At 73.0% G+C, this 25,420-nt stretch carries 23 protein-coding genes; 11 read left to right on the top strand and 12 right to left on the bottom strand.

Annotated features, from left to right (window positions below; genetic code table 11):
• Positions 1-66: 66 nt before the first annotated feature.
• A complete protein-coding gene (locus ABD292_RS38120; RefSeq protein ID WP_344216253.1) occupies positions 67-2,577 on the top strand; it encodes a DUF7825 domain-containing protein in 2,511 nt (836 codons plus the stop codon).
• Between the two features lie 55 nt (positions 2,578-2,632).
• Here the strand turns inward: ABD292_RS38120 and ABD292_RS38115 are convergent, their stop codons facing one another.
• Positions 2,633-3,610 carry a helix-turn-helix transcriptional regulator gene (locus ABD292_RS38115; protein WP_344216251.1) on the bottom strand — a complete coding sequence of 326 codons (978 nt, stop codon included), beginning with the start codon at positions 3,608-3,610 and terminating at the stop codon, positions 2,633-2,635.
• 87 nt (positions 3,611-3,697) lie between these two features.
• On the opposite strand from ABD292_RS38115, the gene ABD292_RS38110 reads away from it, so the two are divergent.
• Both ABD292_RS38110 and ABD292_RS38105 read left to right on the top strand, forming a co-directional pair.
• Positions 3,698-5,281, top strand: coding sequence for an FUSC family protein (locus ABD292_RS38110; protein WP_344216249.1), 1,584 nt, complete (start codon positions 3,698-3,700; stop codon positions 5,279-5,281).
• Complete coding sequence (locus tag ABD292_RS38105; RefSeq protein ID WP_344216247.1) at positions 5,278-5,853, top strand: MarR family winged helix-turn-helix transcriptional regulator; 576 nt, start codon at positions 5,278-5,280, stop codon at positions 5,851-5,853. Before ABD292_RS38110 ends, ABD292_RS38105 begins: the two co-directional genes overlap by 4 nt.
• Positions 5,854-5,904: 51 nt before the next feature.
• On the opposite strand, the gene ABD292_RS38100 is transcribed toward ABD292_RS38105, so the two are convergent.
• From ABD292_RS38100 to ABD292_RS38085, 4 genes are all read right to left on the bottom strand, one after another.
• The gene (locus ABD292_RS38100; RefSeq protein WP_344216245.1) at positions 5,905-6,219 is read right to left on the bottom strand and encodes a tetratricopeptide repeat protein; all 315 of its coding nucleotides are present in this window, start codon (positions 6,217-6,219) and stop codon (positions 5,905-5,907) included.
• Between the two features lie 2 nt (positions 6,220-6,221).
• Positions 6,222-7,202 (bottom strand): pirin family protein, encoded by a 981-nt coding sequence (locus tag ABD292_RS38095; protein WP_344216243.1) that lies wholly within the window; start codon positions 7,200-7,202, stop codon positions 6,222-6,224.
• A gap of 88 nt (positions 7,203-7,290) precedes the next feature.
• On the bottom strand, positions 7,291-8,109 hold the full coding sequence (locus ABD292_RS38090) for an SDR family NAD(P)-dependent oxidoreductase (protein ID WP_344216241.1): 819 nt from the start codon (positions 8,107-8,109) through the stop codon (positions 7,291-7,293).
• 31 nt (positions 8,110-8,140) lie between these two features.
• On the bottom strand, positions 8,141-10,162 hold the full coding sequence (locus ABD292_RS38085) for an AfsR/SARP family transcriptional regulator (RefSeq protein ID WP_344216239.1): 2,022 nt from the start codon (positions 10,160-10,162) through the stop codon (positions 8,141-8,143).
• Between the two features lie 80 nt (positions 10,163-10,242).
• Between ABD292_RS38085 and ABD292_RS38080 the strand changes: the two genes are divergently transcribed.
• Positions 10,243-11,115: an alpha/beta fold hydrolase gene (locus tag ABD292_RS38080; protein ID WP_344216237.1), complete on the top strand. Its 873-nt coding sequence runs from the start codon at positions 10,243-10,245 to the stop codon at positions 11,113-11,115.
• A gap of 9 nt (positions 11,116-11,124) precedes the next feature.
• On the opposite strand, the gene ABD292_RS38075 is transcribed toward ABD292_RS38080, so the two are convergent.
• Positions 11,125-11,790: an alpha/beta fold hydrolase gene (locus tag ABD292_RS38075; RefSeq protein WP_344216235.1), complete on the bottom strand. Its 666-nt coding sequence runs from the start codon at positions 11,788-11,790 to the stop codon at positions 11,125-11,127.
• A gap of 80 nt (positions 11,791-11,870) precedes the next feature.
• Between ABD292_RS38075 and ABD292_RS38070 the strand changes: the two genes are divergently transcribed.
• Together ABD292_RS38070 and ABD292_RS38065 are read left to right on the top strand one after the other, a co-directional pair.
• Positions 11,871-12,467: a TetR/AcrR family transcriptional regulator gene (locus tag ABD292_RS38070; RefSeq protein WP_344216233.1), complete on the top strand. Its 597-nt coding sequence runs from the start codon at positions 11,871-11,873 to the stop codon at positions 12,465-12,467.
• Between the two features lie 800 nt (positions 12,468-13,267).
• Positions 13,268-13,738, top strand: a complete 471-nt coding sequence (locus tag ABD292_RS38065; protein WP_344216231.1) for a pyridoxamine 5'-phosphate oxidase family protein — start codon at positions 13,268-13,270, stop codon at positions 13,736-13,738.
• Between the two features lie 121 nt (positions 13,739-13,859).
• On the opposite strand, the gene ABD292_RS38060 is transcribed toward ABD292_RS38065, so the two are convergent.
• Positions 13,860-14,651: an MmyB family transcriptional regulator gene (locus ABD292_RS38060; protein WP_344216229.1), complete on the bottom strand. Its 792-nt coding sequence runs from the start codon at positions 14,649-14,651 to the stop codon at positions 13,860-13,862.
• Between the two features lie 86 nt (positions 14,652-14,737).
• Here ABD292_RS38060 and ABD292_RS38055 point away from each other — a divergent pair, with 86 nt between their 5' ends.
• The 3 genes from ABD292_RS38055 (at position 14,738) to ABD292_RS38045 (ending at position 17,200) form a co-directional block, all read left to right on the top strand.
• Positions 14,738-15,175 carry a hypothetical protein gene (locus tag ABD292_RS38055; protein WP_344216227.1) on the top strand — a complete coding sequence of 146 codons (438 nt, stop codon included), beginning with the start codon at positions 14,738-14,740 and terminating at the stop codon, positions 15,173-15,175.
• Between the two features lie 292 nt (positions 15,176-15,467).
• A complete protein-coding gene (locus tag ABD292_RS38050; protein WP_344216226.1) occupies positions 15,468-15,947 on the top strand; it encodes a MarR family winged helix-turn-helix transcriptional regulator in 480 nt (159 codons plus the stop codon).
• Between the two features lie 2 nt (positions 15,948-15,949).
• The gene (locus tag ABD292_RS38045; RefSeq protein WP_344216224.1) at positions 15,950-17,200 is read left to right on the top strand and encodes an epoxide hydrolase family protein; all 1,251 of its coding nucleotides are present in this window, start codon (positions 15,950-15,952) and stop codon (positions 17,198-17,200) included.
• 131 nt (positions 17,201-17,331) lie between these two features.
• On the opposite strand, the gene ABD292_RS38040 is transcribed toward ABD292_RS38045, so the two are convergent.
• The 5 genes from ABD292_RS38040 to ABD292_RS38020 all read right to left on the bottom strand — a co-directional run bounded on the left by ABD292_RS38040 (position 17,332) and on the right by ABD292_RS38020 (position 24,452).
• A complete protein-coding gene (locus tag ABD292_RS38040) occupies positions 17,332-18,474 on the bottom strand; it encodes an acyltransferase family protein (protein ID WP_344216222.1) in 1,143 nt (380 codons plus the stop codon).
• The gene (locus ABD292_RS38035) at positions 18,467-19,834 is read right to left on the bottom strand and encodes an alpha/beta hydrolase (RefSeq protein ID WP_344216220.1); all 1,368 of its coding nucleotides are present in this window, start codon (positions 19,832-19,834) and stop codon (positions 18,467-18,469) included. The genes ABD292_RS38040 and ABD292_RS38035 overlap by 8 nt, the downstream gene beginning before the upstream one ends.
• Positions 19,835-20,008: 174 nt before the next feature.
• Entirely contained in the window at positions 20,009-21,565 is a 1,557-nt protein-coding gene (locus ABD292_RS38030; protein WP_344216218.1) for a LysR family transcriptional regulator, read from the bottom strand.
• Positions 21,566-21,574: 9 nt separating this feature from the next.
• A complete protein-coding gene (locus tag ABD292_RS38025) occupies positions 21,575-22,648 on the bottom strand; it encodes a coiled-coil domain-containing protein (RefSeq protein WP_344216216.1) in 1,074 nt (357 codons plus the stop codon).
• A 1,111-nt stretch (positions 22,649-23,759) separates the two neighbouring features.
• A complete protein-coding gene (locus ABD292_RS38020; protein WP_425565234.1) occupies positions 23,760-24,452 on the bottom strand; it encodes a maleylpyruvate isomerase family mycothiol-dependent enzyme in 693 nt (230 codons plus the stop codon).
• A 144-nt stretch (positions 24,453-24,596) separates the two neighbouring features.
• On the opposite strand from ABD292_RS38020, the gene ABD292_RS38015 reads away from it, so the two are divergent.
• Complete coding sequence (locus ABD292_RS38015; RefSeq protein ID WP_344216214.1) at positions 24,597-24,977, top strand: hypothetical protein; 381 nt, start codon at positions 24,597-24,599, stop codon at positions 24,975-24,977.
• Positions 24,974-25,414, top strand: a complete 441-nt coding sequence (locus tag ABD292_RS38010) for a MarR family winged helix-turn-helix transcriptional regulator (protein WP_344216212.1) — start codon at positions 24,974-24,976, stop codon at positions 25,412-25,414. The genes ABD292_RS38015 and ABD292_RS38010 overlap by 4 nt, the downstream gene beginning before the upstream one ends.
• The last annotated feature ends 6 nt before the right edge of the window (positions 25,415-25,420 follow it).

The raw sequence follows: 25,420 nt of genomic DNA, 5'->3' as shown, positions 1-25,420 counted from the left end.
GAACTGTCGGAGGCTCCCGCTAACGTCCCCGACCATGATCAGCCGTCATGGATCGGAGGTCCCCGCGTGAGCGCCTGGGACGACCTGCTGAAGCTCGCACAGGCCGGCGACGTGCATGGCACGATGCGCCGCGTCGGCGAGCTGACCCCGGCCGAGCGCCGGTCGGTGGCCGAGGAGCCGGCCAGGCGCCTCGCCCACCGACGCGCGGCCGGGATCTCCCCGTGGGAACACCGCCAGGAGCTGTCGCCGCTGCTGCTGACGGGCGCCGGCACGGTCGGCGGGGCGTCGGCGGTGGCGTCGTGGCTGCTGCGGCGCGACTTCCGCGACCTGAGTGAGCGGAACGTCCCGCGCGTGCTGGAGGTGCTGCGCGCCCGGCCGGACGACTGGCGCGCCGACCTGGCCGTGCGCCTGGCCCGGCGGTTGCGGCTCACGGACGGATGGCCGTGGCGGGTGGCGGCCGAGCTCGTCCGCGAGACGGGCGTCGAGCCGCCGCAGGACGCCGACGCCTTCAAGACCGGCTGGCTGCGCACGCTGGAGGCGGACCGGGCGGCGGGCGATCCACTGCTCGCCGCGTACGGGCCGGGTCTGTTCGAGATCGACGGACTCGCCACGCTGCCGCTGTGGGAGGTGGCCGACAACGTCGTCCGCCTGGTCGAGGCCGGGCTGCTGGAGCGCACGGTCGTGCTCGACGGGCTGGTCCGGCGGCTGCTGCGCGACGGCCCGGCCGCGCTGTCGCCGCTGGCGGGCCTGCACGACCGGCTCGACCCCGATCTCGACGAGATCACCGGGCACGCCGAGGACTACGTGGCGCTGCTGCCCGCCGGGCCGGTCGCGGTGGCGGACCTGGCGCTGGCGCAGCTCCGGCGGCTGGAGGAGGCCGGGCGGCTGAGCGAGGAGTCGTTCACCGAGGCGCTGGAGGCGCTGGTGTTCCGGCCGGAGAAGAAGCTGCTGCGGGGCGCGATCGCGTGGGCGGGCGACGCGGTGCCGCGCGACGGCGGCCGGACGGGCACGGTGCTGCGGGCGATGGCGGTGCTGTTCGCCCAGGACACCCTGGCGCTGCAGGAGCGGGCCGTGCGGCTCGCGGTGCGGCTGGCCCCGCACGCCGATCCCGAGGAGCGGGAGGCGGTCCGCGCCGCCGCCGCGGGCCTGCCCGCCGAGCTGCGGGAGAAGGTCGCCGCCGGATACGGCGGCGCCATCGAGGCCGACGAGCTGGAGGCGGTGCCGCTGGCGGCGGCGGGGGACGGGCGGCGGCTGCCGGCGCCGTACGGGTCGCCGGAGGAGCTGGCGCGCGGCCTCGACGCCTTCCGCGCCGACGAGGATCCGCACACGTTCGAGGTGCTGCTGGCCGGGCTCGCCACCTGGTCGGAACGCGACCCGGAGGGGCTGCGCGCGGCGCTGCGTCCCTGGACCGAGCCGTTCGACGCGAGCTTCTTCGGTCGCTGGCCGGACGAGCTCGACGAGCGCGTCGGCTACGCGCTGCGGCGGACGTTCCTGGCCTTCGCCGCCCCGGCGGTGACCAGATCGCTGCCCTGGCGGCCCAGGCAGTGGACGAGGTCCCTGGCCGTGCTCGACGAGCCGCCGGCGCGCCGGTGCGCGGAGCTGACCGGTCACTACGCGGACGGCGGCCGCTACCCGGTCGTCCTGGCGACTCCCACGGCGGTCACCGGCCACGTGGCGCCCGGCGTGCTGCTGGACCGGCTGGAGCGCCTGGAGGCTGAAGGGGTGGAGGCCCTGCCCGCCGACCTGACCCAGGCCCTGCTCCGCCTGCCCCGTGAGATCGCCGCCGCCGACGTCGCCCGCGCCGGGCGACTGACGTCCGAGGCGGGGCGGGCGTGCGCCGCCTGGATGCGGGGGGAGCGCCTGGGTGATCCCGAGGTGACGGTCAGGCGGGATCCCTGGTCCTGGCTGCCGACCACCATCAACGCCGACGGAGCGCCGGAGCGCGTGCGGGGGCTGCTGGAGATCCGGGCGGCCCACTCGTGGACGATGGAATGGTGGCCGCTGGTCATGCCCTCGCACCGCGACGTGGTGGCCGCCCACCTGGTATCCCCGCTGGCCGCAGGCACCGATGCCAGCGACAGCGACGCGCGCGTGCTGGTGGATCTCGTCCACGGCGACGGGCCGCTCGGCACGGGCATGGCGTACGCGCTGGCCTGCGGCATGGGGCAGACCCAGGCGGCCGGGCGGGCGGCGGCGGGCGACGCGCTGCTCACGCTGGCCGCGCGCGGCGAGGTCCCGGCCGCCGAGCTGGCCGAGGTGGTCACGAAGCTGGTCAAGAGCGAGTACGTCAAGCTGAACCGGGTGGTCGTCGTGCTCGACGACGCGACGCAGGCGGGCGCGCACGAGGTGGTGTGGGAGGTGGTGGTGCGGCTGCTTCCCGGGCTGCTGCCCGAGGAGGGCGAACGGCCGCGTGCCGGGCTGGCGGACCTGCTCGCGGCGGGGGCGCGGGCGGCGAGGATCGGGCGGGTGCGCGCGGACCTGCCGGAGGTGGCGGCGATCGCGGCACGCAAGGGCTCGTCGCGACTGGTCCAGGAGGCGAGGCGGCTCCAGAGGCTGGTCTCGGAATCTACATTGTAAAGGCGTCGAGCTGGATGATCCCTCCACCGGTACCCGGAAAAACAACAGCAACGAGTCAGCCCGTGGCGGCCCTGGCGTAGCGGCGGGCCAGGCGCTCGAAGGCGTTCCTGAGCTCCGGCGGGCCGACGACCTCGATGTCGGCGTCGAACCTGCCGAGCGCGGCGGCCAGGCCGTGCCACGACCAGGAGCCGAGGACGAGCCGGCAGCGGCCTGGCCCGAGCTCCTCGACGATACCGTCGTGGAGATAGGGGGCCACGTCGGCGGCGGGCAGGTGGAGGATGACCTCGCCCTGGCAGGGCCAGTCCGCGGTCCCGGTCGCGGGGTCGGAGCCGCGGAAGCGGGCGGCGATGAAGGTGGCGACGTCGCCCGCGGGCGGTTCGCGCGGGGTGAAGCGGGGGCCGGTCGGGACCTTCGGGGTGATGCGGTCGGCGCGGAAGGTGCGCCAGTCGTTGCGGTCGAGGTCCCAGGCGAGGAGGTACCAGCGCCCCCGCCAGGTGAGGAGGTGGTGGGGTTCGACGCGGCGCGGCGGGCCGTCGTCCTCGCCGCTGGGGGCGTAGTCGAAGCGCAGGATCTCGCGGGCGTGGACGGCCGCGCTGACGGTCATGAGGAGGGCGCTGTCGGTGCGCGCGCGTGGCCGGGCGGTGGGGGGTTCGACGGCGGTGACGTGGAGGGCGTCGATGCGGTGGCGCAGGCGGGCGGGCATGACCTGCCGGACGGTGGTGAGCGCGCGGGCGGCGCCTTCGGCGATGTCGGCGCCGGTGGCGGTGGCGTGGTGGAGGGCGATGGCGAGGGCCACGGCCTGGTCGTCGTCGAAGAGGAGCGGGGGCAGGTCGGTGCCGGGAGTGAGACGGTAGCCGCCCTCGGGTCCTTTGGCGGCGGTGATGGGGTAGCCGAGTTCGCGCAGGCGGTCGACGTCGCGGCGGACGGTGCGGGGGCTGACGTCGAGGCGTTCGGCGAGCAGCGCTCCCGGCCAGTCGCGGCGGGTCTGGAGCAGGGTGAGCAGGGAGAGCAGGCGCGCGGACGTCTTCGGCATGGGGTCATTGTGCCGGGAATGGCGGTCACGTCCTGTCCGCTTCGGCCATCGTTATTTTACTAGTGAAACATTTGCTAAACTTATCGGATGCGTTCTTCTGCCTTCGCCGTCCGCCTGCCCGTCCTGTCCGCGTTGCGGCTGAGACCGCTCGGCGACGTCTGGCACAAGCCCGCGTTCAGCTCGGTCGTCGCGCTGCTCGTGGTGCTGGGGCCGCTGGTGGCGGCGGGGCGGCTGGACCTGGTCCTGTACGGCGCCACCGGCGCCATGTGCGCCCTCTACGGTCACGCGCTGCCCTACCGGGCGCGGGCCGGGGCGCTGGCGTGGGTCGTGGCCGGGCTGCTGGCCGGCACGGGGATCGCGCTGGTGACCGCCGCGCTCACCGACGCCGTGGCCGTACGGGTCGCGGTGGCGGCGGTGCTGGCCGGGCTGCACAAGGCGGTGTGCGACGCCACCCGCATCGGCCCGCCGGGCAACGTGGTGCTCACCTTTCTGACGGCGAGCGCGGCGTTCGTGCCGCAGCGGCTCGCCGACGTGCCGCTGCACCTGGGGATCGGAGTGCTGGGCGGGGCCGTGGCCTGGGCGGTGGGGATGGCGCCGTGGCTGGTCCGGCCGGACGGGCCGGAGCGGGTGGCGGTGGCCCGCGCCCTGGAGGCGACCGCGCGCCTGCTCCGCGTCCGGCAGGACGGGGCGGATGCCCTCCACGAGGCGCGGCACGCGGCCGCCGCGGCGGTGAACGCCGCCTGGCAGACGCTGTTGCGCGCGGGCGCGGGCCGTGAGGAGCTGCGCCGGCTGCTGGTGCGGGCGGAGTCGGGCGTGAGCGGCGGCGTCGGGGCGGAGGCGCTGCGCGGCTGGGCGCGTGAGCTGCGCAAGGGGCGGCCGGTGCCCGTGCCGCCGGCCGGTGACCGGGGCACCGCGGCGGCCGAGCGGGCGGAGCTGGCCGGGATCGCCGCCGAGGAGCGCGCCGCGCGTGGGCTGCGGCGGCTGGCGCGGGACGTCGCGGGCCGGTGGCGGGTCGTGGTGATGGTGTTCGCCGGCTCGGCGGTGGCCGGGTGGGCGTCGATGGCGTTCGGGGTCGGGCGGCCGTACTGGGCGGTGGTGACGGCGGCGTCGGTGTTCGCGGCCAACACGGCCATGTCGTGGAGCCGGGCGGTGCAGCGGGTGGTGGGCAACCTGCTCGGGGTGGCGCTGTTCACGTTGCTGGCGCCGGTGACGCGGCTGGGGGCGGTGGCGCTGCTGGTGACGGTGCTGGCGCTGCAGTTCGTGACGGAGCGGGCGATGACGCGGAACTACTGGCTGGGGAGCGTGTTCGTGACGCCGACGGCGATCCTGATGACGCAGTTCGCGGGGGCGCAGCCGGTGCCGGTGCTGGTCGCCGACCGGTGGCTGGACACCTGCCTGGGCGCGGTGGCCGGGCTGGTGGCGTGCGTGGTGCTGCGCGACCGGCGGGCGGCCGGGCGGGTCCACGACGGTCTGGAACGGCTGGAGCGGCTGGTGGCCGAGCCTCGTCCGGCGGCCGACCGGCTGCGCGCGGCGCTGGTGGGGCTGCGGGAGGCGGCCGACCTGGCGGCGGGGGAGTGGCGCGGGGCGGCGTTGCCGGAGGAGCGGATCGTGGCGGCCGAGCGGGCGGGGCACCGCCGCCTGGCCGAGCTGACCGCCGTGCGGCATCCGTGACGGCGGGCGCGTACGATCAGTCCGTCGCCGGGGACGAGCCGGCGGGGGTCGAGAGGAAGGGCGGGCAGGTGGAGGACGCCGTGGCGGTGGCGCTGCGTCAGTGGCGGCAGGTCCTTCCCGATGCCGACCTCGACGCGATCGCCGTGATCGGCCGGCTCAACCGGTGTACGGCTTTGCTGCAGCAGGCGACGGACGCGCCGCTGGGCCGGGCGGGGGTCAACCGCGCCGAGTACGACCTGCTGTGCGCGTTGCTGCGGGTCGGCGGCGAGCTGACGCCGGGGCGGCTGGCGCGGGAGACGTTCGCCTCGGGGGCGGCGGTGACCAAGCGGGTGCGGCGGCTGGAGCAGATCGGGCTGGTGGCCCGGCGGGTGGACGAGCGGGATCGCCGGGTGGCGCATCTGTCGCTCACCGAGCGCGGTCGGGCGTTCGTGCTGGAGCTGGTGCCCGAGCAGCTGGCGTACGAGAACGCGTTGCTGGCGGGGCTGGCTCCGGGGCGGGAGCGTGAGCTGGCCGGGCTGCTGGGGGAGTTGCTGCTCATGCTGGAGGGGCGGCTCGGCGGCGTGATCGGCTGACGAGCGGCCGGGTCCCGGGCGCGGGGCGGTGCCCCGCGCCCGGGTGGTGGTTCAGGCGGCGGTGCCGGTCATGGCGGCGTGCAGCCGCAGGTACGGCTCCGCCTCCTGCGGGCGGCTGCGGCGTTCGAGCGTCCGGCCGAGCAGCAGGTACGCGTACGCCTCGGCCGGGTCGCGCTCGATGACCTGCCGCAGCTCGGCCTCGGCCCGCCCGAGCTGGGCGGAGTGGTAGTAGGCGCGGGCCAGCAGCAGCCGGGCGGCAACGTCGTCGGGCGCTTCGGCGACGACGCCGGCGAGGTGGCGGGCGGCTTCGATGTAGTCCTTGAGCTGGAAGAACATGCGCCCGCGCGCGTAGGTGTCGGCGATCATGGTCACTCCTTTCCCGGACCGGTGTGGGGGAGTCGGGCGGCGGGGACGACGCCGAGGCGGCCGGCCTGGTAGTCCTCCATGGCCTGGACGATCTCGGCACGGGTGTTCATGACGAACGGCCCGTAGTGGACGACGGGTTCGCGGATGGGCTGCCCGCCGAGCAGCAGCACCTCCAGGTTGGGCTCGGCCTGCGGCTGGTCGGGGGCGGCGGCGAGGGTGAGCGAGTCGCCCGCGCCGAAGACGGCCAGCTGTCCCTTGGTGACCGGGCGTCGCTCGGCGCCGGCGGTGCCGTGTCCGGCGAGGACGTACGCCAGGGCGTTGAAGCCGGGGTTCCACGGCAGGTCCAGCCGCGCGCCGGGGCTGAGGGTGGCGTGCACCATCGTGATCGGGGTGAAGGTGACGCCGGGGCCGGGGTGGCCGTCCAGCTCTCCGGCGATGACGCGCAGCAGCGTGCCGCCGTCGGCGGAGGCCAGCAGCGCCGACTGCCGGCCGCGGATGTCCTGGTAGCGGGGGACGTGGAACTTGTGGGCGCGGGGCAGGTTGACCCACAGCTGGACGCCGTGGAACAGCCCGCCGGACACGACCAGGTGCTCCGGCGGCTTCTCGATGTGGAGCAGGCCGCTGCCGGCGGTCATCCACTGGGTGTCGCCGTCGGTGATCGTGCCGCCGCCGCCGGCGGAGTCCTGGTGCTCGAAGATGCCGTCGATGATGTAGGTGACGGTCTCGAAGCCGCGGTGCGGGTGCCAGGGGGTGCCTTTCGGCTCGCCGGGGGCGTACTCGACCTCGCCCATCTGGTCCATGTGGATGAAGGGGTCGAGCAGCGACTGGGGCAGGCCGGCGAAGGCGCGCCTGACGGGGAAGCCCTCGCCCTCGTAGCCGGTGGGCGCGGTCGTCACCGAGCGCACGGGGCGCGGCCGGGTGGCGGCCGGGTCGGGGGTGGTGACGCGTGGCAGCGTCAGGGTGTCTGCGGTGACGGCGGGCATGACACACCTTCCAGGTTGAAATTTCAACTTCTTGCGCCGTGTAACCCGCGGGGCCCCGCCGGCATTCCCACGGTCAGGTGGTGAGCATTCAGAGGGTGAGCATCGCCTGGCTGCGCTCCCACAGCAGCCGCGCCGCCTCCGGGTCGCCGGCCAGGCGGTGGGTGGGAGCGGGCCGGCGTTTCACGTAGTGGCCGCCGGGCTCCCAGCCCTCGCCGGGAGGTGTGGTGGCCAGCCAGACGAGGGTGTCGGCGCCCTGCTCGGGCGTGAGCATCAGCCGTTTGAGCGGCGAGCGGTAGGTCAGCCGGGCCAGGCTGTCGGTGCCGTCGGCGAAGTTCGTCGCGACCACTCCGGGATGGAAGGAGACCGCGCTGACCCCGTCGGCCCCGTGGCGGCGTTGCAGCTCGCGGGTGAACAGGATGTTGGCCAGCTTGGAGTTGGCGTAGGCGCGGGTGCCGGAGTAGCGGCGTACGGCGTCGAGGTCGTCGAGGTCGAGGCGGGCGCCCCGGTTGAACTCGCTGGAGGTGTTGATCACCGTGGCGCGGCTCTCCGCCAGGCGCGGCAGGAGCAGCGTGGTGAGCAGGAACGGCGCCAGATGGTTGACCTGGAAAGTGGCCTCGTGGCCGTCGGCCGTCACGCGGCGCGAGCCCATGATGCCGCCGGCGTTGTTGGCCAGCACGTCGATGACCGGGTGGCGCTCCAGCAGCGTCTCCGCCAGCGCCCGCACCTCGGCCAGCCGGGCGAAGTCGGCCACGTGGAAGTCGGCGTCCAGTTCCTTGGCCAGCGTCTCGGTCTTGCCCGGCGAACGCCCGACGAGCACGACGCGCGCGCCGCGCTCGTGCAGGATGCGGGCGGCCGCGCGGCCGATGCCGTCGCTGGCCCCTGTGACGATCACGGTCCTGGCCGCCATCGCAGCGTCCCTTCGCCGGAGATCTTCTACATTAACCAGGCTCGCCCTGTCTGGATACGCGCGTGAGCGCGGCCAGATGATCGGAGACCGGCCCCAAGGTGAGCAGGCCGCTGCCCGCGCCCGCCAGCTCACCGGCCGCCGGTGCCAGCGCGTCGCGAGCCCGCCGCGCCGCCTCCCGGTGCCCTGTGGCGACCGCGGCCCGCGCCACCAGGCACCACTCGGCCTCCAGCAGCAGGTCGCGCGGTGGGTCCGGCACCTCGTCCAGCGCCGCCGCGGCCATGTCCGTCCGTCCTGCGGCGGCCAGGAGCAGGGGGCGGACCCAGGGCTCGTACGGGCCGTAATCGGCGTCCCCGTCCGGGGGCGGCAGGCCACGCCGCACCCGCGCGCACAGCAACGCCAGCCCCGCAAGCCCCCGCTCCAGCCCCGGCATCCCAGCCCCCACCAGCAGCCCGGCCGCCTCCCGATAGGCCCCTTCCACCTCGGCCGCATCCCCATCGAGCCCCGAGTGGGGCGCGGTGCCGGGCAGCGCGCCCGTCACGTCCAGGCGCAGCGCCCGGTACCAGCCGGTGAACACCCCCACCAGTGGCCGTTCATGCCGTTCGGCCAGCCGCCCGGCCGCGGCCGCGTGCTCGTCGGCCGCCAGGAAGTCGCCCAGGGCGCAGCGGGCCTGCAGCTGGACGAGATGGCCGAGCACCTCGAAGGTGACCAGCCCGTGCCGCCCCGACAGGGCGACCAGCTCCGCGCCGATCGCGTCCCGCAGCCCGGCCAGCCCGGCCCGTTCGAAGCTCTGCATGAAGACGGCGTTGAGCGCGAAGGCCAGCAGCGCCGGATCGTCCAGCTCGCGGGCCAGCCGCTCGGCCTGCCGCGCCGCCTCCGGGCCGCGCGGCCCGTGCCCGCCCCGCGACTCCAGCCCGACGGCGGCCAGCAGCCGCGCCCGCGTCGCCTCGCGCGCCCTCGTCCCGTCCGGGGGCAGCGCGGCGAGGGTGCGTTCGGCCGCCGCCACCACCTGCGCCGCCCGCGCCGGGTCGTCGGACCGGGTCCAGATCGCCGGTACGTCGAACGCCCCGATCACCCGCGCCGTCAGCTCGGCATCGCCCAGTTCCTCGGCCGCCGCGACGGCCGCCACCCGGTGCCGCCCGGCCGCCTCCAGCCCCGCGCCGCCGGTGACGGCCAGGTCGCGCATGAGGTTCACGGTCGACTCCAGCCGCGCCCGCGCCCCGGGCGGCGCGCTGCGGTCGTAGGCGGCGGCCGCCCGCGCCCACACCGCGTCCGCCGTACCGGAGGCGGCGGGATCGAGATGCGGCGCCTGGTGCAGGATGTCGGACTCCAGCCTGCGCAGCGCCGGGCCCGGGTCCACGCCCAGCTCCTCCACCAGCAGCGCCCGCGCCCGCCGCAGCACCGCCAGCGCGTCCCCCTGCCGCCCCGCCCGGTACAGCGCCAGCGCCAGCAGCCGCCAGCCGTCCTCCCGCCACGGGTGCTCGGCCACGTGCGCGTCCAGGTCGGGCACCGCCTCGGCGGCCGGGCGTACGGCGAGGCGCGCCTCGGCCCGCCGTTCGACGGCGTGCAGCCGCAGCTCCGCCAGCCGTGACCGCTCGGCCCGCGCCCACTCCTGCCCGGCGAACTCGGCGTACGCCGGCCCCCGCCACCAGCCCAGCGCCTCCTCCAGCCGCTCCAGCGCTTCCCGGGGCGGCAGCGTGGCGGAGTCGGTCACCGCCTGCTCGAACCGCCAGGCGTCCACCGCGCCGGGCGCGGCGCGCAGCGCGTACCCGGGGCCCTCGGTGACCAGCAGCCGGGGCGCGGCGCGGGGCGGCCGCTCCGGCTCCAGGGCGCGGCGCAGCGCCGCCACGAACGTCCGCACCGCGCTCACCGCGCCGCGCGGCGGGTCGCCGTCCTCCCACAGGTCGGCCACCAGCAGGTCCACGGGTACGACGCGGCGGCGGGCGACGATCAGCCGGGCCAGCACCGCCCGGTGCCGTGGCCCCTTGACGTCGATCGTGTTCCCGGCGTCGTCCCAGGCCGTCGCCGGCCCCAGCACCCCGAAGCGCACCCCCACCCTGTCGACCGTAGCGCGCTCATCGGATGCTCATCGCCGCCCGGCAGGCTGGAAGCCGACCCCGAAGGAAAGGAAACCTCATGCGGATCCCAGGCTTCGCCTACCACCGCGTCCCAGTCGCCGGCGATGTGGCGCTGAACGTCGCCGTCGCCGGCTCCGGCAGCCCCGTCGTGCTGCTGCACGGCTTCCCGCAGACCCACCTCATGTGGCGGCACGTGGCCGCCGACCTCGCCACCGCCCACACGGTGATCTGCCCCGACCTGCGCGGGTACGGCGCCAGCGACAAACCCGCCGAGACCGGGCCCGGCACCTACAGCAAGCGCACCATGGCCGCCGACGTCGTCGCGCTGGCCCGCGCGCTCGGGCACGAGCGCTTCGCGCTGGCCGGTCACGACCGCGGCGCCCTGGTCGCCTTCCGCGCCGGGCTCGACCACCCGGCCGCGATCACCCATCTGGCCTGCCTCGACGTCCTGCCCACGCTCGACATGTGGGAGGTGATGCGCGGAGCGGAGGCGGCCGTCGGCTTCCACCTGTACCTGATGGCGCAGCCGCCCGGCCTCCCCGAGACGATGATCGCGGCGAGCGCGGACGCCTTCTTCGGCCACTTCCTCGATCTGTGGACCGGCGACGCGGAGTCGATCCCGCCCGCGGTCCGGGCCGCCTACCTCGACGCCTGCCGGGCCGCCGTCCCGTCGATCGTGGCCGACTACCGCGCCTCGGCCGGCGTGGACGCCGAGCACGACCGGGCCGACCGGGCGGCCGGCAGGCGCCTGGCCATGCCGGTCACCGTGCTCCAGCAGGACTGGGGCGCGGCGCTCGGCTACGACGCGGCGGCCCTGTGGGGGGCCTGGGCGGGCGATCTGGACCACCGGACCGTCACCTGCGGGCACTTCATGGCCGAGGAGGCCCCGGCCGAGGTCGCCAAGGCCCTGCGCGACCTGCTCGCCCGCTGAGACCTGCCGTCAGGCCGATTCCGTGATGATCCGCACCAGGTCGTGCGGGGCGTCGCGCATCAGGTTGTGGCCGCCGTCCACGGCGACCACCCGCCAGGCGGGGTCCTCGCGCAGCCGTTCGTACGTGGTGGTGAACGGGGACGGGCCGTCCCAGCCGGTCGCGTACACGTACGTCCGCCGCTGCACCCGCTCCAGCCCGCCGGTCAGGCGCAGCGGCTGGAGCACCGAGGCCAGCGGGTGCGGCGTGGCGCGCGGGTCGAAGAACGGCAGGGGACGCGTGGCGAAGCCGTCGTCGGTCACGTCCAGGTACCAGCGCCGCTCGTTCTCCGAGGCCAGGTCCCAGCAGGAGTCGCCGTCGCCGGGGACCATGGCGTCCAGGTAGACCAGCGAGGCCACCCGCCCCGGCATCCGGTCGGCGACGCCGGTGATGACCATCCCGCCGTAGCTGTGCCCGGCCAGCACCGCGTCGCGTACGTCCTCGGCGGCCAGCAGGGCGGCCACGTCCTCGATGTGGGTGTCCAGGTTGACGCCGCCGCTGAGCAGGTGGGCCCGCTCGCCGATGCCGGTGAGGGTGATCGGCAGGACCCGGTGGCCCCGCCGGCGCAGCTCGTCGCCGAGGTCGGCGTAGCACCAGCCGCCATGGCACATGCCGGGGACGAGGACGATGTCGCTCACGTGTCGCTCCTGGAGATCGAACTGATCGGTACGGTCCGGCGATCGTAGCAGTCATCGCACCGACCGGTACGATCCAAGTCATGCCGGTCCCCAAGGGCTCGACCATCGACCCCGCCCGCACCCGCGCCGCCATCCTCCAGTCCGCCACCGCCCTGCTGTACGAACGCGGCCTCGACGGCATCGGCGTCGCCGAGCTGTGCACCAGGCTCGGCGTGTCCAAGGAGACCCTCTACCGCCACTTCGGCACCAAGGACGGCCTGGTGGAGGCGGTGCTGGAGGCGCGCAGCGACCGCGTGATCGCCTGGGTGGAGTCTGCCGTCGCGGCGGCGGGCGACGACCCGGCCGCCCAGCTCGCCGCCGTGTTCGACGCCTTGCAGCACTGGTACGAGGAGCCCGCCTTCCGCGGCTGCGCCCTGGTCAACGCCGCCGCCCAGCACCACGTCCCGCAGGTACGCGCCATCACCGCCCGCCACCTGGGCCGCCACCTCGCCCTGCTGACCGGCATCGCGGACCGCGCCGGAGCCGCCGAACCCGGCCTGCTGGGCCGCCAGCTCCTCATGCTGGTCGAAGGCGCCACCGTCGTCGCCGCCCACCGCGACGCCCGCGGCCCGGGCGCCGAGGCCCGCGCCGCCGCCCTCACCCTCCTCGCTGCCGCGCGCGCACAGCCGTCGTCGTAACTTCTCGAACGTGGGCACCCAGCCTGGCGAACCATGACTACTGGCGCCGTTCACGATGGACCTGAACAAGTCAGGCGGCCTTGTCCCAAAACACCTTCCGTCCTCCCGCCACCCGCATCCTGCGGAGCCTGCCTCCCTGTCCATACGCAGCCGAGGACGGGTTCGTCCGTCGCGCCGCAAGCGTCCTCCTTGCGCGCCCGACCGTCCTGCCCCCGTGATCTTCCTGATCGAACAGCCCGGGAAGCCGTCCGGGAGCCGCGCGCACCGACGACTGCCGGATCCCGCAGGCCGGGAGCCGCGTGCGCCGACGGCTGCCGGATCCCGCAGGCCGGGAGCCGCGTGCCGACGGCCAGCCGCTCTCCGGCAGGCAGGCTTCCCACGTCCCCAAGCCAGCGAGGAGCCTTCCACGGCCGTCATCGACGCCGCCCCGCCCGGCAGGGGCACCCATCCGGCACCGACCCTTGTGGACCTGGCAGGGGAGACCGACATCTCCAGGACGGCCCGGCTGCGTCAGCGGCTGACCAGCCTCCTCACCCCTGGCGCCTGCGGTCTCGTCCTGGACGGACCCGTCCCAGGTCACCTTCTGCGGTGCCGGTGGACTCGCCGTGCTGCTCGGGGTGCAGAAGCGGACCCGCTTCCTGAGCTCACGCGGGCGTTGCCCGGCGTCCCGGCCGCGTGATCCTCCAAACCCCGGCCACTTCCCTCTGCACCACCCGCAACGCACGAGCCGGCCGGCGACTGCTGATGGGGCGACGCGACGAGCCCCGATACTGTCGGAGGCTTCGGGCATGATGGCGGGCATGGCGTCATGGCAGGAGTTCGAGCAGCAGGCCCCTGAGCTGAGCAAGGTCGCCCGCCGGCTGGTGGAGGCTTACCGGCACAAGGTGCTGGCCACGTTGCGCAAGGACGGCTCGCCCCGGGTCAGCGGCACCGAGACGACCTTGAAGAACGGCGAACTGTGGATCGGGTCGATGGGCGGCGCCGTCAAGGTCCTCGACCTGCGGCGCGACCCACGCATGGCCATCCACGTGACCTCGCGCGCCCCCGAGGGCGACGACCCGTCGTCCTGGGAGGGCGACGTCAAGCTGGCGGGGCGCGCGATCGAGATCACCGGAGCGGACGTGCTCGCGGCACTGGAGGTTTCGGAGGAGGGATCGCATCTGTTCCGCATCGAGCTGACCGAGGTGGTCTGGACCCACGTCGAGGGCGACGAACTAGTCATCGACTTCTGGCAGGAGGGATCGAGCCCTCATCAGATCCGCCGCCACTGACAAGCCGTACCGGCCAACGGACCGCGCGAGCCAACAGACCGTGCGGGCCGACGAGTTCGTCCCGATCAGTGGGCTATGCCGCCGAGCAGGCCGTGCCGCCCAGTGGACGGTGCCGTGTCGCTCAGTAGGCCATGCTGCGCTCCCGCAGGATGCGCGCCGAGTTCTCGTCAACAGGCAGAAACGCCTCCAGGCGCAGCTCCGCCAACGTCACATCCACAGCCGTCGCGAACGAAGTCAGCGTCGTCATCAGCCGCAGCTCACCCTCCGGCACGCGCAACCGCAGCGGCACGGCGAAGCCGAGATGCCCACCGGGCGCCCCCAGCCCAGGCAGATAACCGTCCAGCTCGACGATGAACTCCTCCAACTCCGGATCGGGGCTGCGGTCGAGCTGGTCACGCAGGCTGCCCGTGACGTGGCGGCCCCACTCGGCCAGGTTCACCACCCGGCCCGCCATGCCGTCAGGATGCAACGCCAGACGAAGTACGTTGACCGGAGGCTTCAGCAGCTCAGGGGCCGCGCCCTCACACAACACCCCGAAGGCCACGTTGGCGGCGACCAGCAGCCCGTGCGGCCGCACGACGACCGCGGGACAGGGCAGATGACCATCGAGAATACGGTCCAGCGCCTCGCGCACCGGGCCCAGCTCTGGCGCGTCCAGCGACGACTCCGCGTACACCGGCGCGTACCCGGCGGCCAGCAGGAGCCCGTTCCGCTCCCGCAGCGACAGGCTCAGTGACTCGGCCAGCCGCACCACCATGGCCCGCCCCGGCCGAGAACGCCCCTGCTCCAGAAAGCTCAGATGCCGCTGCGTCGTGTCGGCCCTGATGGCCAGATCGAGCTGGCTGAGACGGCGACGCGCACGCCATCGCCGAAGCTCGCGGGCGAAGTGGTTGGGCTCGGCCAACACTGTCATGAACCCATTCATACTGGACGGCGTCCATCGCGCGATTCCCTGCGGGGAATCGCGCCACCGCACTCGCCCGGCACAGACTGCCGGTCATGAGCAACCCCATCGAGATCAAGGAATGGGCCGGCCGCTACGTCGCCCAGTGGAACGAACCCGACCCGGACCGGCGTGCCGCCCTCATCCGGGAGCTGTGGGCGCCCGACGGCGTCCAGGTGCTGGTCGATCCACCGCAGGCGATCCGAGAGGAGGCGGCGAGCCTGGCATTCCCGGTGCCGCCGCTGGAGGCGCGCGGTCACGACGGCCTGGACGCCAGGGTCCGGCGGGCCTACGAGATGTTCGTCGCACCGGGGGAGCATGTCTTCAAGGCAGACGGTGAGCCGTTCGCACTGCTGCCTGACCTGATCGCCGTGCGCTGGTCGATGGTGTCGACCAGCACCGGCGAGACCGTCGGCGGCGGCCTGGACCTCCTGGCCCTGAACGACGACGGCCGCATCCGCACCGACCACCAGTTCATCGGCACACCAAGCTGACAGCGCCGCCGCCACACCGCGTCAGCCGAGACGAGAAGGCACGACGGCACCGCCCACCTGCCTCGACGCCTAGGCAAGCCGGTTGGCGGCGACACCACCCCCCACCCAGGACAACACCACACGCCAGCCCCCTGGCCCGTACCGCGCCTCTGTACCAGGGCGGCGGCGGGCACTTGCCTCGAAGCGGTGCTGAGCCGCTTGCCAAGCCTGCGCCACCCATGTGCCGTGCATCTGCGCCATCACAGAAACAAAAACAACAGCAACTTAATTAAGTTCCTTATATACTCCTCCGGTGCCGCCCAAACCGCAGCCCGGCGAGCTCGATGTCGCCCACCTGACCTCCGTGCTGGAGGAGTTCACCCGGATGTTCATCCGCCTGCCCGCCGTGCAGCGGCTGAGCTTCACCACGCTGTCAGTGCTCCACACACTGGCCGGACAGGGCCCCAAACGTCTCACCGAGCTGGCCGCGAGTGAGCAGGTCACCCAGTCCGCCATCACCCAGATGGTCGCCAAACTGGAACGCGACGGCCTGGTGGAGCGGCGGCCGGACCCGTCGGACCGCCGCGCCGTGCTCGTCGACGTCACACCGGCGGGCGCCGCGATCGTGCACGGGCGGCGCGCCGACCGCAGGGCGCATCTCGCCGAGCTCACCGGCGAGCTCACCCCCGCCGAGCGGGCGACGATCGCGGCCGCCTTGCCCGCCTTGGCCCGCATGAGCGAGGTGAACCGGCGGCTCGCCGGCGAAGCCGACGCCCCGGACAGGAGGAAATGACCATGCCCACCACAGAGCCCACCGCGCAGGGGAACCGCTCGTTCCCCCTGGAACCGACGCCGATCCACGTGCCCGACGACGTCCTGGACGACCTGCGCCGCCGCTTGGAGCTCACCCGCTGGCCCGCCGACGTCGGCAACGAGGATTGGTACTACGGCGTCAACGCCGACTACCTGCGTGAACTCGTCGACTACTGGCGTACGGGCTACGACTGGCGCAAGGCCGAGGCGGCGATCAACGCCTTTGAGCACTACAAGGTAAACGTCGACGGCGTGCCCGTGCACTTCATGCGCCGCCCGGGCGTGGGCCCCAGCCCGACGCCGCTGATCCTGACCCACGGCTGGCCCTGGACGTTCTGGCACTGGTCCAAGGTCGTGGACCCGCTCGCCGACCCGGGCGCCCATGGCGGCGACCCGGCCGAGGCGTTCGACGTGATCGTGCCCTCCTTCCCAGGGTTCGGATTCTCCGGACCGCTGCCCGGCCGCCCGGACATGAACTTCTGGAAGGTCGCCGACGTCTGGCACACCCTCATGACCGACGTCCTCGGCCACGACCGTTACGCCGCCGCCGGCTGCGACGTCGGCGCGCTGGTGTGCGGGCAGCTCGGCCACAAGTACGCCGCCGAGCTGTACGGCATCCACATCGGCTCGGGCCAGATGCTGACGATGTTCAACGGCGACCGGGCCTGGGACCTCAGCGGTGGCCGGCCCATCCCCGAAGGGCTGCCGGCCGACGTCCATGCCCAGGTCGTGGCGCTGGACAGGCGCTTCGCCGTGCACCTGGCCGCGCACGTGCTGGCCCCGAGCACGTTGGCGTACGGGCTGTCGGACTCGCCCGCCGGGCTGCTCGCCTGGATTCTCGAACGCTGGATCAAGTGGAGCGACAACGGCGGTGACATCGAGACCGTCTTCACCAAGGACGACCTCCTCACCCACGCCATGATCTACTGGGTCACGAACTCGATCGGCACATCCATCCGCACGTACGCCAACAACAACCGTTACCCGTGGACCCCGTCCCACGAACGGTGGCCGCCCGTGGAGGCGCCGACCGGCATCACGTTCGTCGGCTACGAGAACCCGCCCGGCGTCACCACCGACCAGCGCGTCCAGCACTTCCTCGACAGCGGCCGGGCCGCCTGGTACAACCACGTCAACCTCACCGTCCACGATCACGGCGGCCACTTCATCCCCTGGGAGATTCCGGGGGAGTGGGTGGACGACCTGCGCCGGACCTTCCGGGGCCGCCGCTGACCACACAGTTCTTTCTTGTGCCGCAAATCGCATGATCCGCCCCCATGCCTCTGCGGCCATGGACCGTCTCCTCACCCGCCTGAGCCTCTCCTGTCCTTCGGAACGGTGCCCGGCTTGCCGTTCTTCGGCTCTTACGACCGGGCTTGGGCTTCCTCCGCCCGGATCCGAGGCTCAGGTGGCCGGGACCGTTCGTAGGCGTGGAACGCGCCCCAGCAGACGCACAACGCCAGCGCGAACACCGGTAACCAGGCCAGCCTGGCCAGCACCCAGGACGGTTCGCCGGGCACGGTGTGCAGGCCGTGCAGAGGGCGGCCGGCGAGCAGCCCGAGTGTGGTGACCGCGATCATCGCCGTCTGGTGCCAGAGAAAGATCGTCATCGCGGACAGGTTCGCCAGTGCCACGAACGCCCACACGGTGGGCCGCGCCAGCAGTCGCCGCAGCGGATCGCGAAGGAGGAGCGCGGCTCCGCACTGGGCCAGCCCGAATGCGACCGCCGCGAGCGTGGGCGGGGACTGGTTCGAGATCGGGGCACCCGGCACGCCCACCATGGAAGCCGGGTAACCGGCCCACACGATCAGCACGGCCGCGACGGCCGCGCCGCCGGCCAGTAACGCCCATCCGGTCGTCCGCTCGTTCAGCCGGTCACGGGCCCAGGCCGCCCCCAAGCAGTACGGCACCAGCCACCCCGCCGCCAGGTTCACCCATCCCACCCACTCAGGCCCGCCCCACCCGAACCGCACCAGATCGACGAGAGCGACCACGGCGAGCGGCCACGCCGGATGCAACCGGACGACCAGCGACGTCAACGCCGTCAGCCCCGCGTACACCAGCAGGAACCACAGCGGGGACCACACCAGCTTGGCCAGCGCCTGCACACTCTTGAAGTCGGCACCCGAGGCGAGCATCACCAAGGCCACCAGGGTCCACACCACCGCCACGGCCGCGACCGGCCGCAGCAGCCGTGCCGCACGCACCCGCAGCCACCGCCCGTAGCCGACACCGCGAGCGTGCGCGGAGGCGTGGCTCCTGGCGGTCACCTGGCCGCCCACCAGGAAGAAGAGCGCCATGGTCTGCAGGACCCACGACACCGGGGCGAGGTACGGCATGTCACGCAGCGGGCTGGCGACCCGAACGCTGCCGCTCTCGACGACCAGCGCGCTCACCAGCCAGTGACCGAGCACCACACCGCCGATGGCCAGGGCGCGCAGGGCATCCACGCTGCGGTCACGCCCGGCCGGCGTCGTCTCCTCGACCTTCCGCACGAGATCACGCACGCCCGGCCACCTCCAGCGGCATCCGCGCGTGCTCGCCCCCGCTCGGCGGCATCCGTGTGTGCCCGCCTCCGCTCGGCGGCATCCGTGTGTGCCCGCCTTCGCTCGGCGACAGGGATACGTGCCCGCCCCCGTGCCCCATCGGTGACAGGCGCGCGTTTCCGCCCAGGTCCTGTCCCGCGCCCTGCCTGGCGCCCTGTCCCGCGTCCGAACGCGCCTGCGGCGTGACATGGGCGTTCGATTCCGTGCTCGGTCCCTGATTCCTCGTGCTGCTGGCGAGCAGTTTCGTGGCCGCGTCCGCTGGTCGTGCCGCGGCTTCGTCCGGTGCTCTCAGGAGTGGCTCTGGTGTTGTGAGGGGCGGTCTCTGGTCTGTTCGAACGGCTGCGGTGTCTGGTCGGGAGCGGCCGGGGTCGGCCTGGAGGGGATCCCGGCCTGTGATGATCCGCATGATGTTGTGCAGGGACAGGGAGCCGTCCGTCAGGTAGTCGCTGTGGCCGCCATCGCCCGTCGCGAAGACGTGCGCACCGAAATCAGGGGAGACCGGGTCGGTGCCCAGGCCGAGGGTGACGAAGGGGAGGTGCAGACGGGTGTGCGGCACCAGGCTGATCCAGTCGTTGCTGGTGCGCCCCGCCCAGACCGCCGCAGAGGTCCGCAGCTCGCGGACGTTGTCCGCGCCGACGCCTGGGCTGCCGGTCAGGATGATGCGGGCGACGTCCAGTCCAGGTGCGGCGCGTGCGCACACCACTCCGCCGTACGAGTGGCACAGCAGTGACAAGCTGCCGCCGCCCTTGGTATCCGTCAGCCGTCGGACGAAGCCGTGCAGTTCGGCGGCACCCTTGTCCGCCAGGTCGGACGTGAGCGTGTCCAGACTGATCGTCGCGGGCGTCCGATAACCGAGCCAGGCGACGACGGCGTGCCCCTCGCCGAGCGCTTGGTGCAGGCGGAGCGCGCCGCCGCGCAGCAGCCCGTACTTGTCGAGATTGGTGTCGGCGCCGGGAACCAGGACGGCGACGTGCTCCGCCGTCGCCAGGTCGCCGAAGACCTCCACGACGCGCCCGCCGTCACGGCCGTCAAAGGACAGGAACCTGCGGCCGGGATCGGCCATGACTCGCAGCGCCGCGGCCCGCCGCAGGTCCCCATGACGAGTGGCCGCGTCGGCGGCGGCCAGGACGTCGCTCCGGCTGGTGGCGTATCTGTCTGCCAGGGCCTGTGCGGTCAGCTCTGACAGAGGGGTCGCGCTCGCGGGGACGGGCGCGGGCACCGCCGCTGGGTGCGCCGTGCCGATCACCGGCGCCGCCACCGATGCGGCGACGGACAGGGACAGCAGGGCACGGCGTAGCCGGAGAAGGTTCGACTGGATCACGCGTTCGAGAGTGCCGTGACGGGCCGCCGCGCCGCATCGGACCGTCGTCTGTTCTTTTCGCGGCTCAGGCAGACCACGGTTGTACGACCTGGGTCCGATGCGCGAGCAGGCCGTTCACCCATACGATCCGGGCATGCACGCTGAGTATCGGGGATGGACGCGCCCCGCCCACGTTCAGTCCTGGCCCTCGACGTCGTCCAGCAGGTCGAGCACGCGCCACAGAGCCGGATTGGCCGATCCGCGGTTCCAGATGGCATGGAGTTCCACCGGGTGCCCGCCGCTGTCGTTCTCGACCGTGAGCTCGTCGCCTTCGTCCCCGGTCATCGGATTGCCGCTCCGGCTTGCGGAAATGGGGCTGCCGCCGCCGTGGACGAGGTCCCTGAACACCACGCCCTCGATGCCGAGGGAGCGTGCGCTTGCGGGCACGAGTGTCACGCCCCGCCCCGCGGCCACAAGCAGCACCGCGGTGAGGATCTGGTGCACCTGCTGCTCGTCCCTGGGCCGCACCGTGGACAGGAAACGGACGGTGAGCTCGTGGAAGTAGCGCGACCGTACGGGGTGATAGCTGACCATGGGGAGGCCGGCGAAGTCTTCGGGCGCGAGCGGCCGGTCGAGCGCGGCCAGCGCGTGGCCGGTGGGCACCGCCGCGCACAGCGGTTCGCGGAAGATCACTCGCGAGTCGATTCCGGCCAGGTCGTACGTCGACCGGGCACGATTCACGTCGGCCGGTGGGCGGGCCGACGCCAGGTCAGACATCGGGCGAACCGGATTCATGGGGGGACGGGCCAGATCCAGTGGGGAGGAGGAGTCGGTCACGGTCGGGCCGGGCAATGGGCGGGCTGGATCGGACGGTGGCTGGGCCAAGTCCAGGCGGGACGTTGGGTGGGGTGGGTCGAGAGGCGGGCAGGCCGAGCCAAGGTGGGGGGTTGGGTGAGATGGGTCGGCGGGCGGGCAGGTCGAGCCAAGGCCGGGAGTTGGGTGGGACGGGTCGACCGGCGGGCGGAACGGGCCAACGCCGGAGGCTGGATGGGGCGGGTCCATGAATGGGCGGGCTGAGTCAAGGCCGAAGGCTGTGTGGGACGGGTCGACGGGCGGGCGGAACGGGCCAAGGCCAGGGGTTGGGTGGGACGGGTCGACGGGCGGGCGGAACGGGCCAACACCGGACGATGGGCGGGACGGGTCCAAGGGTAGGCGGGCCGAGCCAGGGCCGGAGGCTGGGTGGGACGGGTCGATGAGTGGGCGGGATGGCCTGACGCTGGACGATGGGCGGGGCAGGTCGAAGGGTGGGCGGGCCAGGCCCAGGTCGAGTTCGCCGCGCAGGATGCCGTCCATCTGCCTGGCGGTCACCTGCTCGTGCAGGATGACGTCGACCTCCGGCAGACGCTCGGCGAGCAGGCGCAGGAGTCGGCCCAGCACGCTGATCGCCGAGACGGCGGTGAAGCCGAGCCGCAGCGTGCCGCTGGCGCCGCCGGCGATTCGGCGGGCGCGGTCGCCGGCGGTATCGACCAGCGTGAGCATCTGACGGGCGTCCTCCAGGAAGCCGCGCCCGGCCTCGGTGAGGATCACCCGCCGGTTGTCGCGTTCGAGGAGGGTCACGCCGATCGCGCGTTCGAGCTTCTGGATGTGGCGGCTCAGCGGCGGCTGCGTCATGCGGAGGCGTTCGGCGGCGCGGCCGAAGTGCAACTCCTCGGCGACCGCCACGAACGCGCGGATCTGGTCAAGTGTCAGCATCGTTCGGCCTCACCGTTCTGCTCGGAGTTCGGCGGCGACGGCCCGCTCGCGCAGTTGCGCCGCTTCCACCCGAGCCGCCTCCAGCTCCGCCCGCAGCTCCTCGATCCGCGCCCGTTCCATGCGCAACTCGATCCGCGTACGGTCGAGCTCCTTGGCGACGGCTTCCGCCCGCGCCTTCTCCTCGGCCGCCGCTGCCTTGGCCGCCTGGACGGAGGCAAGGTCCCGGCCCGCCTCGGTGGCCGCCCGCTCGGCCATCAGGGCCCGTTCCAGGGCTCTTTCCCGTTCCTGTGCTGCGGCTTCCTCTCGTGCGCGGGCCGCGATCAGCTCGCGCTCGGCCCGCTCCTGCTTCTGGAGGGCGGCTTTCGCTTCCTTGCGCGCCTGTTCCTTGTCCGCCCGGTCGCGTCCGGCTTCCTTGCGGACGCGCTCGATCTCGGCTCTCGCCTCCTCTTGGGCGCGGGTCACCTCCGCGCGCGCCTCCTCGGCCCGCCGCTCGGCCAGCTCGGCCTGCCGTGCCGCCTCCTCGGCCCGCCGCTCGGCGAGCTTTGCCCGCCGCCCCGCCTCCTCTGCGGTCTGCAGCGCCTGCCGTTCGGTGCTGGCCGCCTCGCGCAGCGCGGCGAGCGCCTGCTCCCTGGCCCGTTCGGCGTCGTTGAGCGCGGTCTCCTTCTCGCTCTCCGCCTCCTCAAGGCGGACGCGCATCTCGGCCGTCTGCCGACGGGCGTGCTCGGTCGCCTCCCTCGCCAGCCGTACCTGCTCGAACGCCTGCTCCCGTTCTGTACGTGCGATCGCCACCCGTGCGTGTGCCTCGGCCTGCACCGCGCTGAGTTTCGCCTCCACGCCGGCGGGGCTGAGCTCCTCGGCCAACGCCCGCGCCAGGGGCTCGATCGCCGCCGCCAGGCCGCTCTCCATCCGGTCGTACAGCTGCTCGGCCCTGGCCAGGGCGCCCTCCAGGCCGGGAGTCGCCCGGCGCAGCTCCCGGTCCCGCTTGGCCGCCGCCTGGCAGTTCTTCTCCGGACAGTAGGACTTGGGGCGTCCCCGGCCTCGACGCTGCTCGATCGGTGCTCCGCAGTGCTTGCAAGGTGTCACGACAGCTGTCTCCGAAGCCACACGCAGACCCTAGCATTTTTATTTTCCAGAAATTTAAATTCAAAAATTGGGAGGATGGGGCGGCATGACGGGACGGGACGGGGTGACGTCGTGCTGGTGCGGCTCCGTTCAAGCTTGGGTGGCTGGTGCCGACGGGGCTCGGCTGTTTGAGCAGCGTTTCTTACTGGCCGCCCAGAGGGGCTTCTCGGTGCGCGGGTGGGTCTGTGGAGGTGTGGCGATGTGTCGGCCAAGGTGTGGTGACATCGGGTTCCGGCCCGAGCGAAGGGCGTCGCTCCAGCTCCAGCTCAAGCTCAAGAGGCCACGACACGGTTGAACAGGCCGCTGTTGCCCATGTCGGTCTACCCGGCGTCGGTCTACCCGGCCTGGGTGTCGGTAAGGTCCGCAGGCGCGATCGGCAGGTCCGTGTTGTGGGGGGTGGTGGCTGTTGTCGCTCGTCGTCTTACAGGTTGTGTCCGACTGTGACTGCTAAGTCTCCTGTAGCAGACAGCCAACGGCTTGCCGGTGTTCATAGCGCGGCTGCGAGCGTGCGAGACGGTGCTCACTGGCGAGGGCTGCACCGACCCGAAGCGGCGCGGAAGGCTGGGTGGGGCGCTGGGCGAGGCGAGCTGATGGTGCACCGGCCTGCGGTTCAGCGGGACGAGTAGCTCGCCCCGCTTCTTCTTCGCGGCGACGGCGTACCGGGAGGCCGCGACGAGGCGATCGCGGAGCCGGGCCGCTTGTCACGCCGAAGGTCGGCTCGCCTCACAAGGTGCTGTGGCGGGCTGCCGGGGCCTGCCTGGGCCGGGTGATCTGGATCTGGAGGGGTGGGAGCTGGCGTTGGTGGGCGGCAGATGCCGCTCGCGCGTTGGCGGACGGCTCCAGGAGCGGCTTGTCTGCCTGAGGCTTCTCCCTTGATGTCGCCGGACTCGCTGGGGAGTGAGTCAAGGTGAGGTGTTCGCGGGTGGCTCGGTGAGAGGCCGAGGAAGGGCGAGGCGGTCGTCGCATCGGTCGGCTGGTTGACGGGGTCGCCGTCGAGAGCGACCTCGTCGGTGGGGTCGCTGTCGACGGAGGAGGGCGACGGTCTGGGCCGGCGGTGGGGGTCGGCCCTGGGTCAGGTCAGGTCGTGTCGATCGCGGAGGATCTCGACGCCGTCGCCCGTGAGTTCGTCGCAGTACGCCGTGCGCCCGGTCATCGTCATGATGAGGGCCAGCGTGCTGCCCGACACCAGCGGCCCGGAGCCGGTGGTGAAAGGGCCGTCGTCGGCGACGAGCCGCAGGCCGGCGATGCGTTTCTTGGCGGGGAGGACGAGGTCGGAGCCCTGGTAGTACTCGGCTGTGCGGGTGAGGGTTTCGATGGGGTAGTCGTGGCGGATGCCCAGCGGCCGCCGGATGTCCTCGGCGTGCACGATCGTTTCGCCCAGCATCGCCACGACCGGGAGAGGCGGTTTGGTGGTGCTCGTGATGACGCGCCGGAACCTGTCGTGCGTCTCGGCGGCGTTCGCGCCCAACTGTTCGGCCAGCCGCATGGCGACCTGCTTGTCGAAGTCGAACCGGTAGCGGATCACGCCCGCCATCCATCGCACACTGTTGAGGCTCGCCCCCGCGATGAGGTGCGCCAGCACCTCGCGCACGGTCAGCCCGGCGCACAGCGACGGCGTGGCCCACTGCTCGTCGGTCAACTCCGCGAGGTCGGCGGCCAGGGCGGCACGCTCGACGTGCACCAGGGGCCAGAGGCCGGCCGCGCGGCTGTTCCTGGCATTCGGCTGCGGATTCGGCGTGCCGGACGGCTTCTCGTGGTTGGTCACAACTGTCCTTGCGTGGAGTCGATAAGGGTATTCGAAGGTGAAGACTCCCGGATTGGGGTGAAATCGTCGCTCAGCAGTGAAGCCAGTTGCCGGCAGGCGTTCCGGGGCTTCCCGAGATGTATGCGTTTCGCATAGAGTTCAAGGATGGAATCGGTACTCGAGGCGACCATCAACGAGTGGCACGCGAGCGTGAACGACGCCGACCTGCGGCGTTCCGCGCAAGTGGTCGGCGACCCCATCGTCGTCCTGGGGCCGAAGGGCGCCGGGCCGATCACGCCGGGACAGTTCGCGGAATGGGTGGAGCGTTCGGGCATCACCCTGCGCCCGAGGTCGTGGCATCCCGTCAGCGAGCGGCTCATGGTCGTGGAGGAGGACGCCACCTGGCCGGGCAGCGGGACCGCGACCCGCGTGGCGACGGTGTTCCGGGTGGCGGAGGGGAAGGTGACGGCCGCGCTGCGGCTGCCGGACCTCCGGCAGGCGCTGGAGCTGGCCTACATCTGCCGCGAGATGGCGGCCACCGAATGAGCGACCCGGGGCCGGGGCAGGTTCTGTTCGCGTTCGTACGGTACTGGTCACGCAGGCCCCAGACCGGCGATCCCGAGGTGGCCGAGCAGGGGCGGCTCGTGCTCGTCGCCGAGGCCGTCCACGCGCTGACCGGGCGCGGGGTCCCGGCCACGGTCAACGCGGTCGCCCACGAGATCGGCATCGACCAGAGCGGCGCGTCGCGGCTGGTCAGAAGCGCGAGAGAGGCCGGCTACCTGACCATGGAGGCCTCGGACGCCGACGGCCGCCAGCGCAGGGCCGCGCTCACCCCGTCCGGCCTGGCCCTGCTGGATCACGCCCACGACTGGCAGGAGCAGGTCTTCGACCGGCTGACCGAGGGCTGGAGCGAACGACGCCGCCGCGACTTCCGGCAGGCTATGACGGAGCTGATGGAGCGCTCCTGCGTCCTGGACGAGTGACCCCCG

Origin of the sequence: Nonomuraea bangladeshensis (genome assembly GCF_039529455.1) — a bacterium.
In the GTDB taxonomy this organism is placed as follows: domain Bacteria; phylum Actinomycetota; class Actinomycetes; order Streptosporangiales; family Streptosporangiaceae; genus Nonomuraea; species Nonomuraea bangladeshensis.
This window is presented reverse-complemented; position numbering and strand designations above follow the sequence as displayed.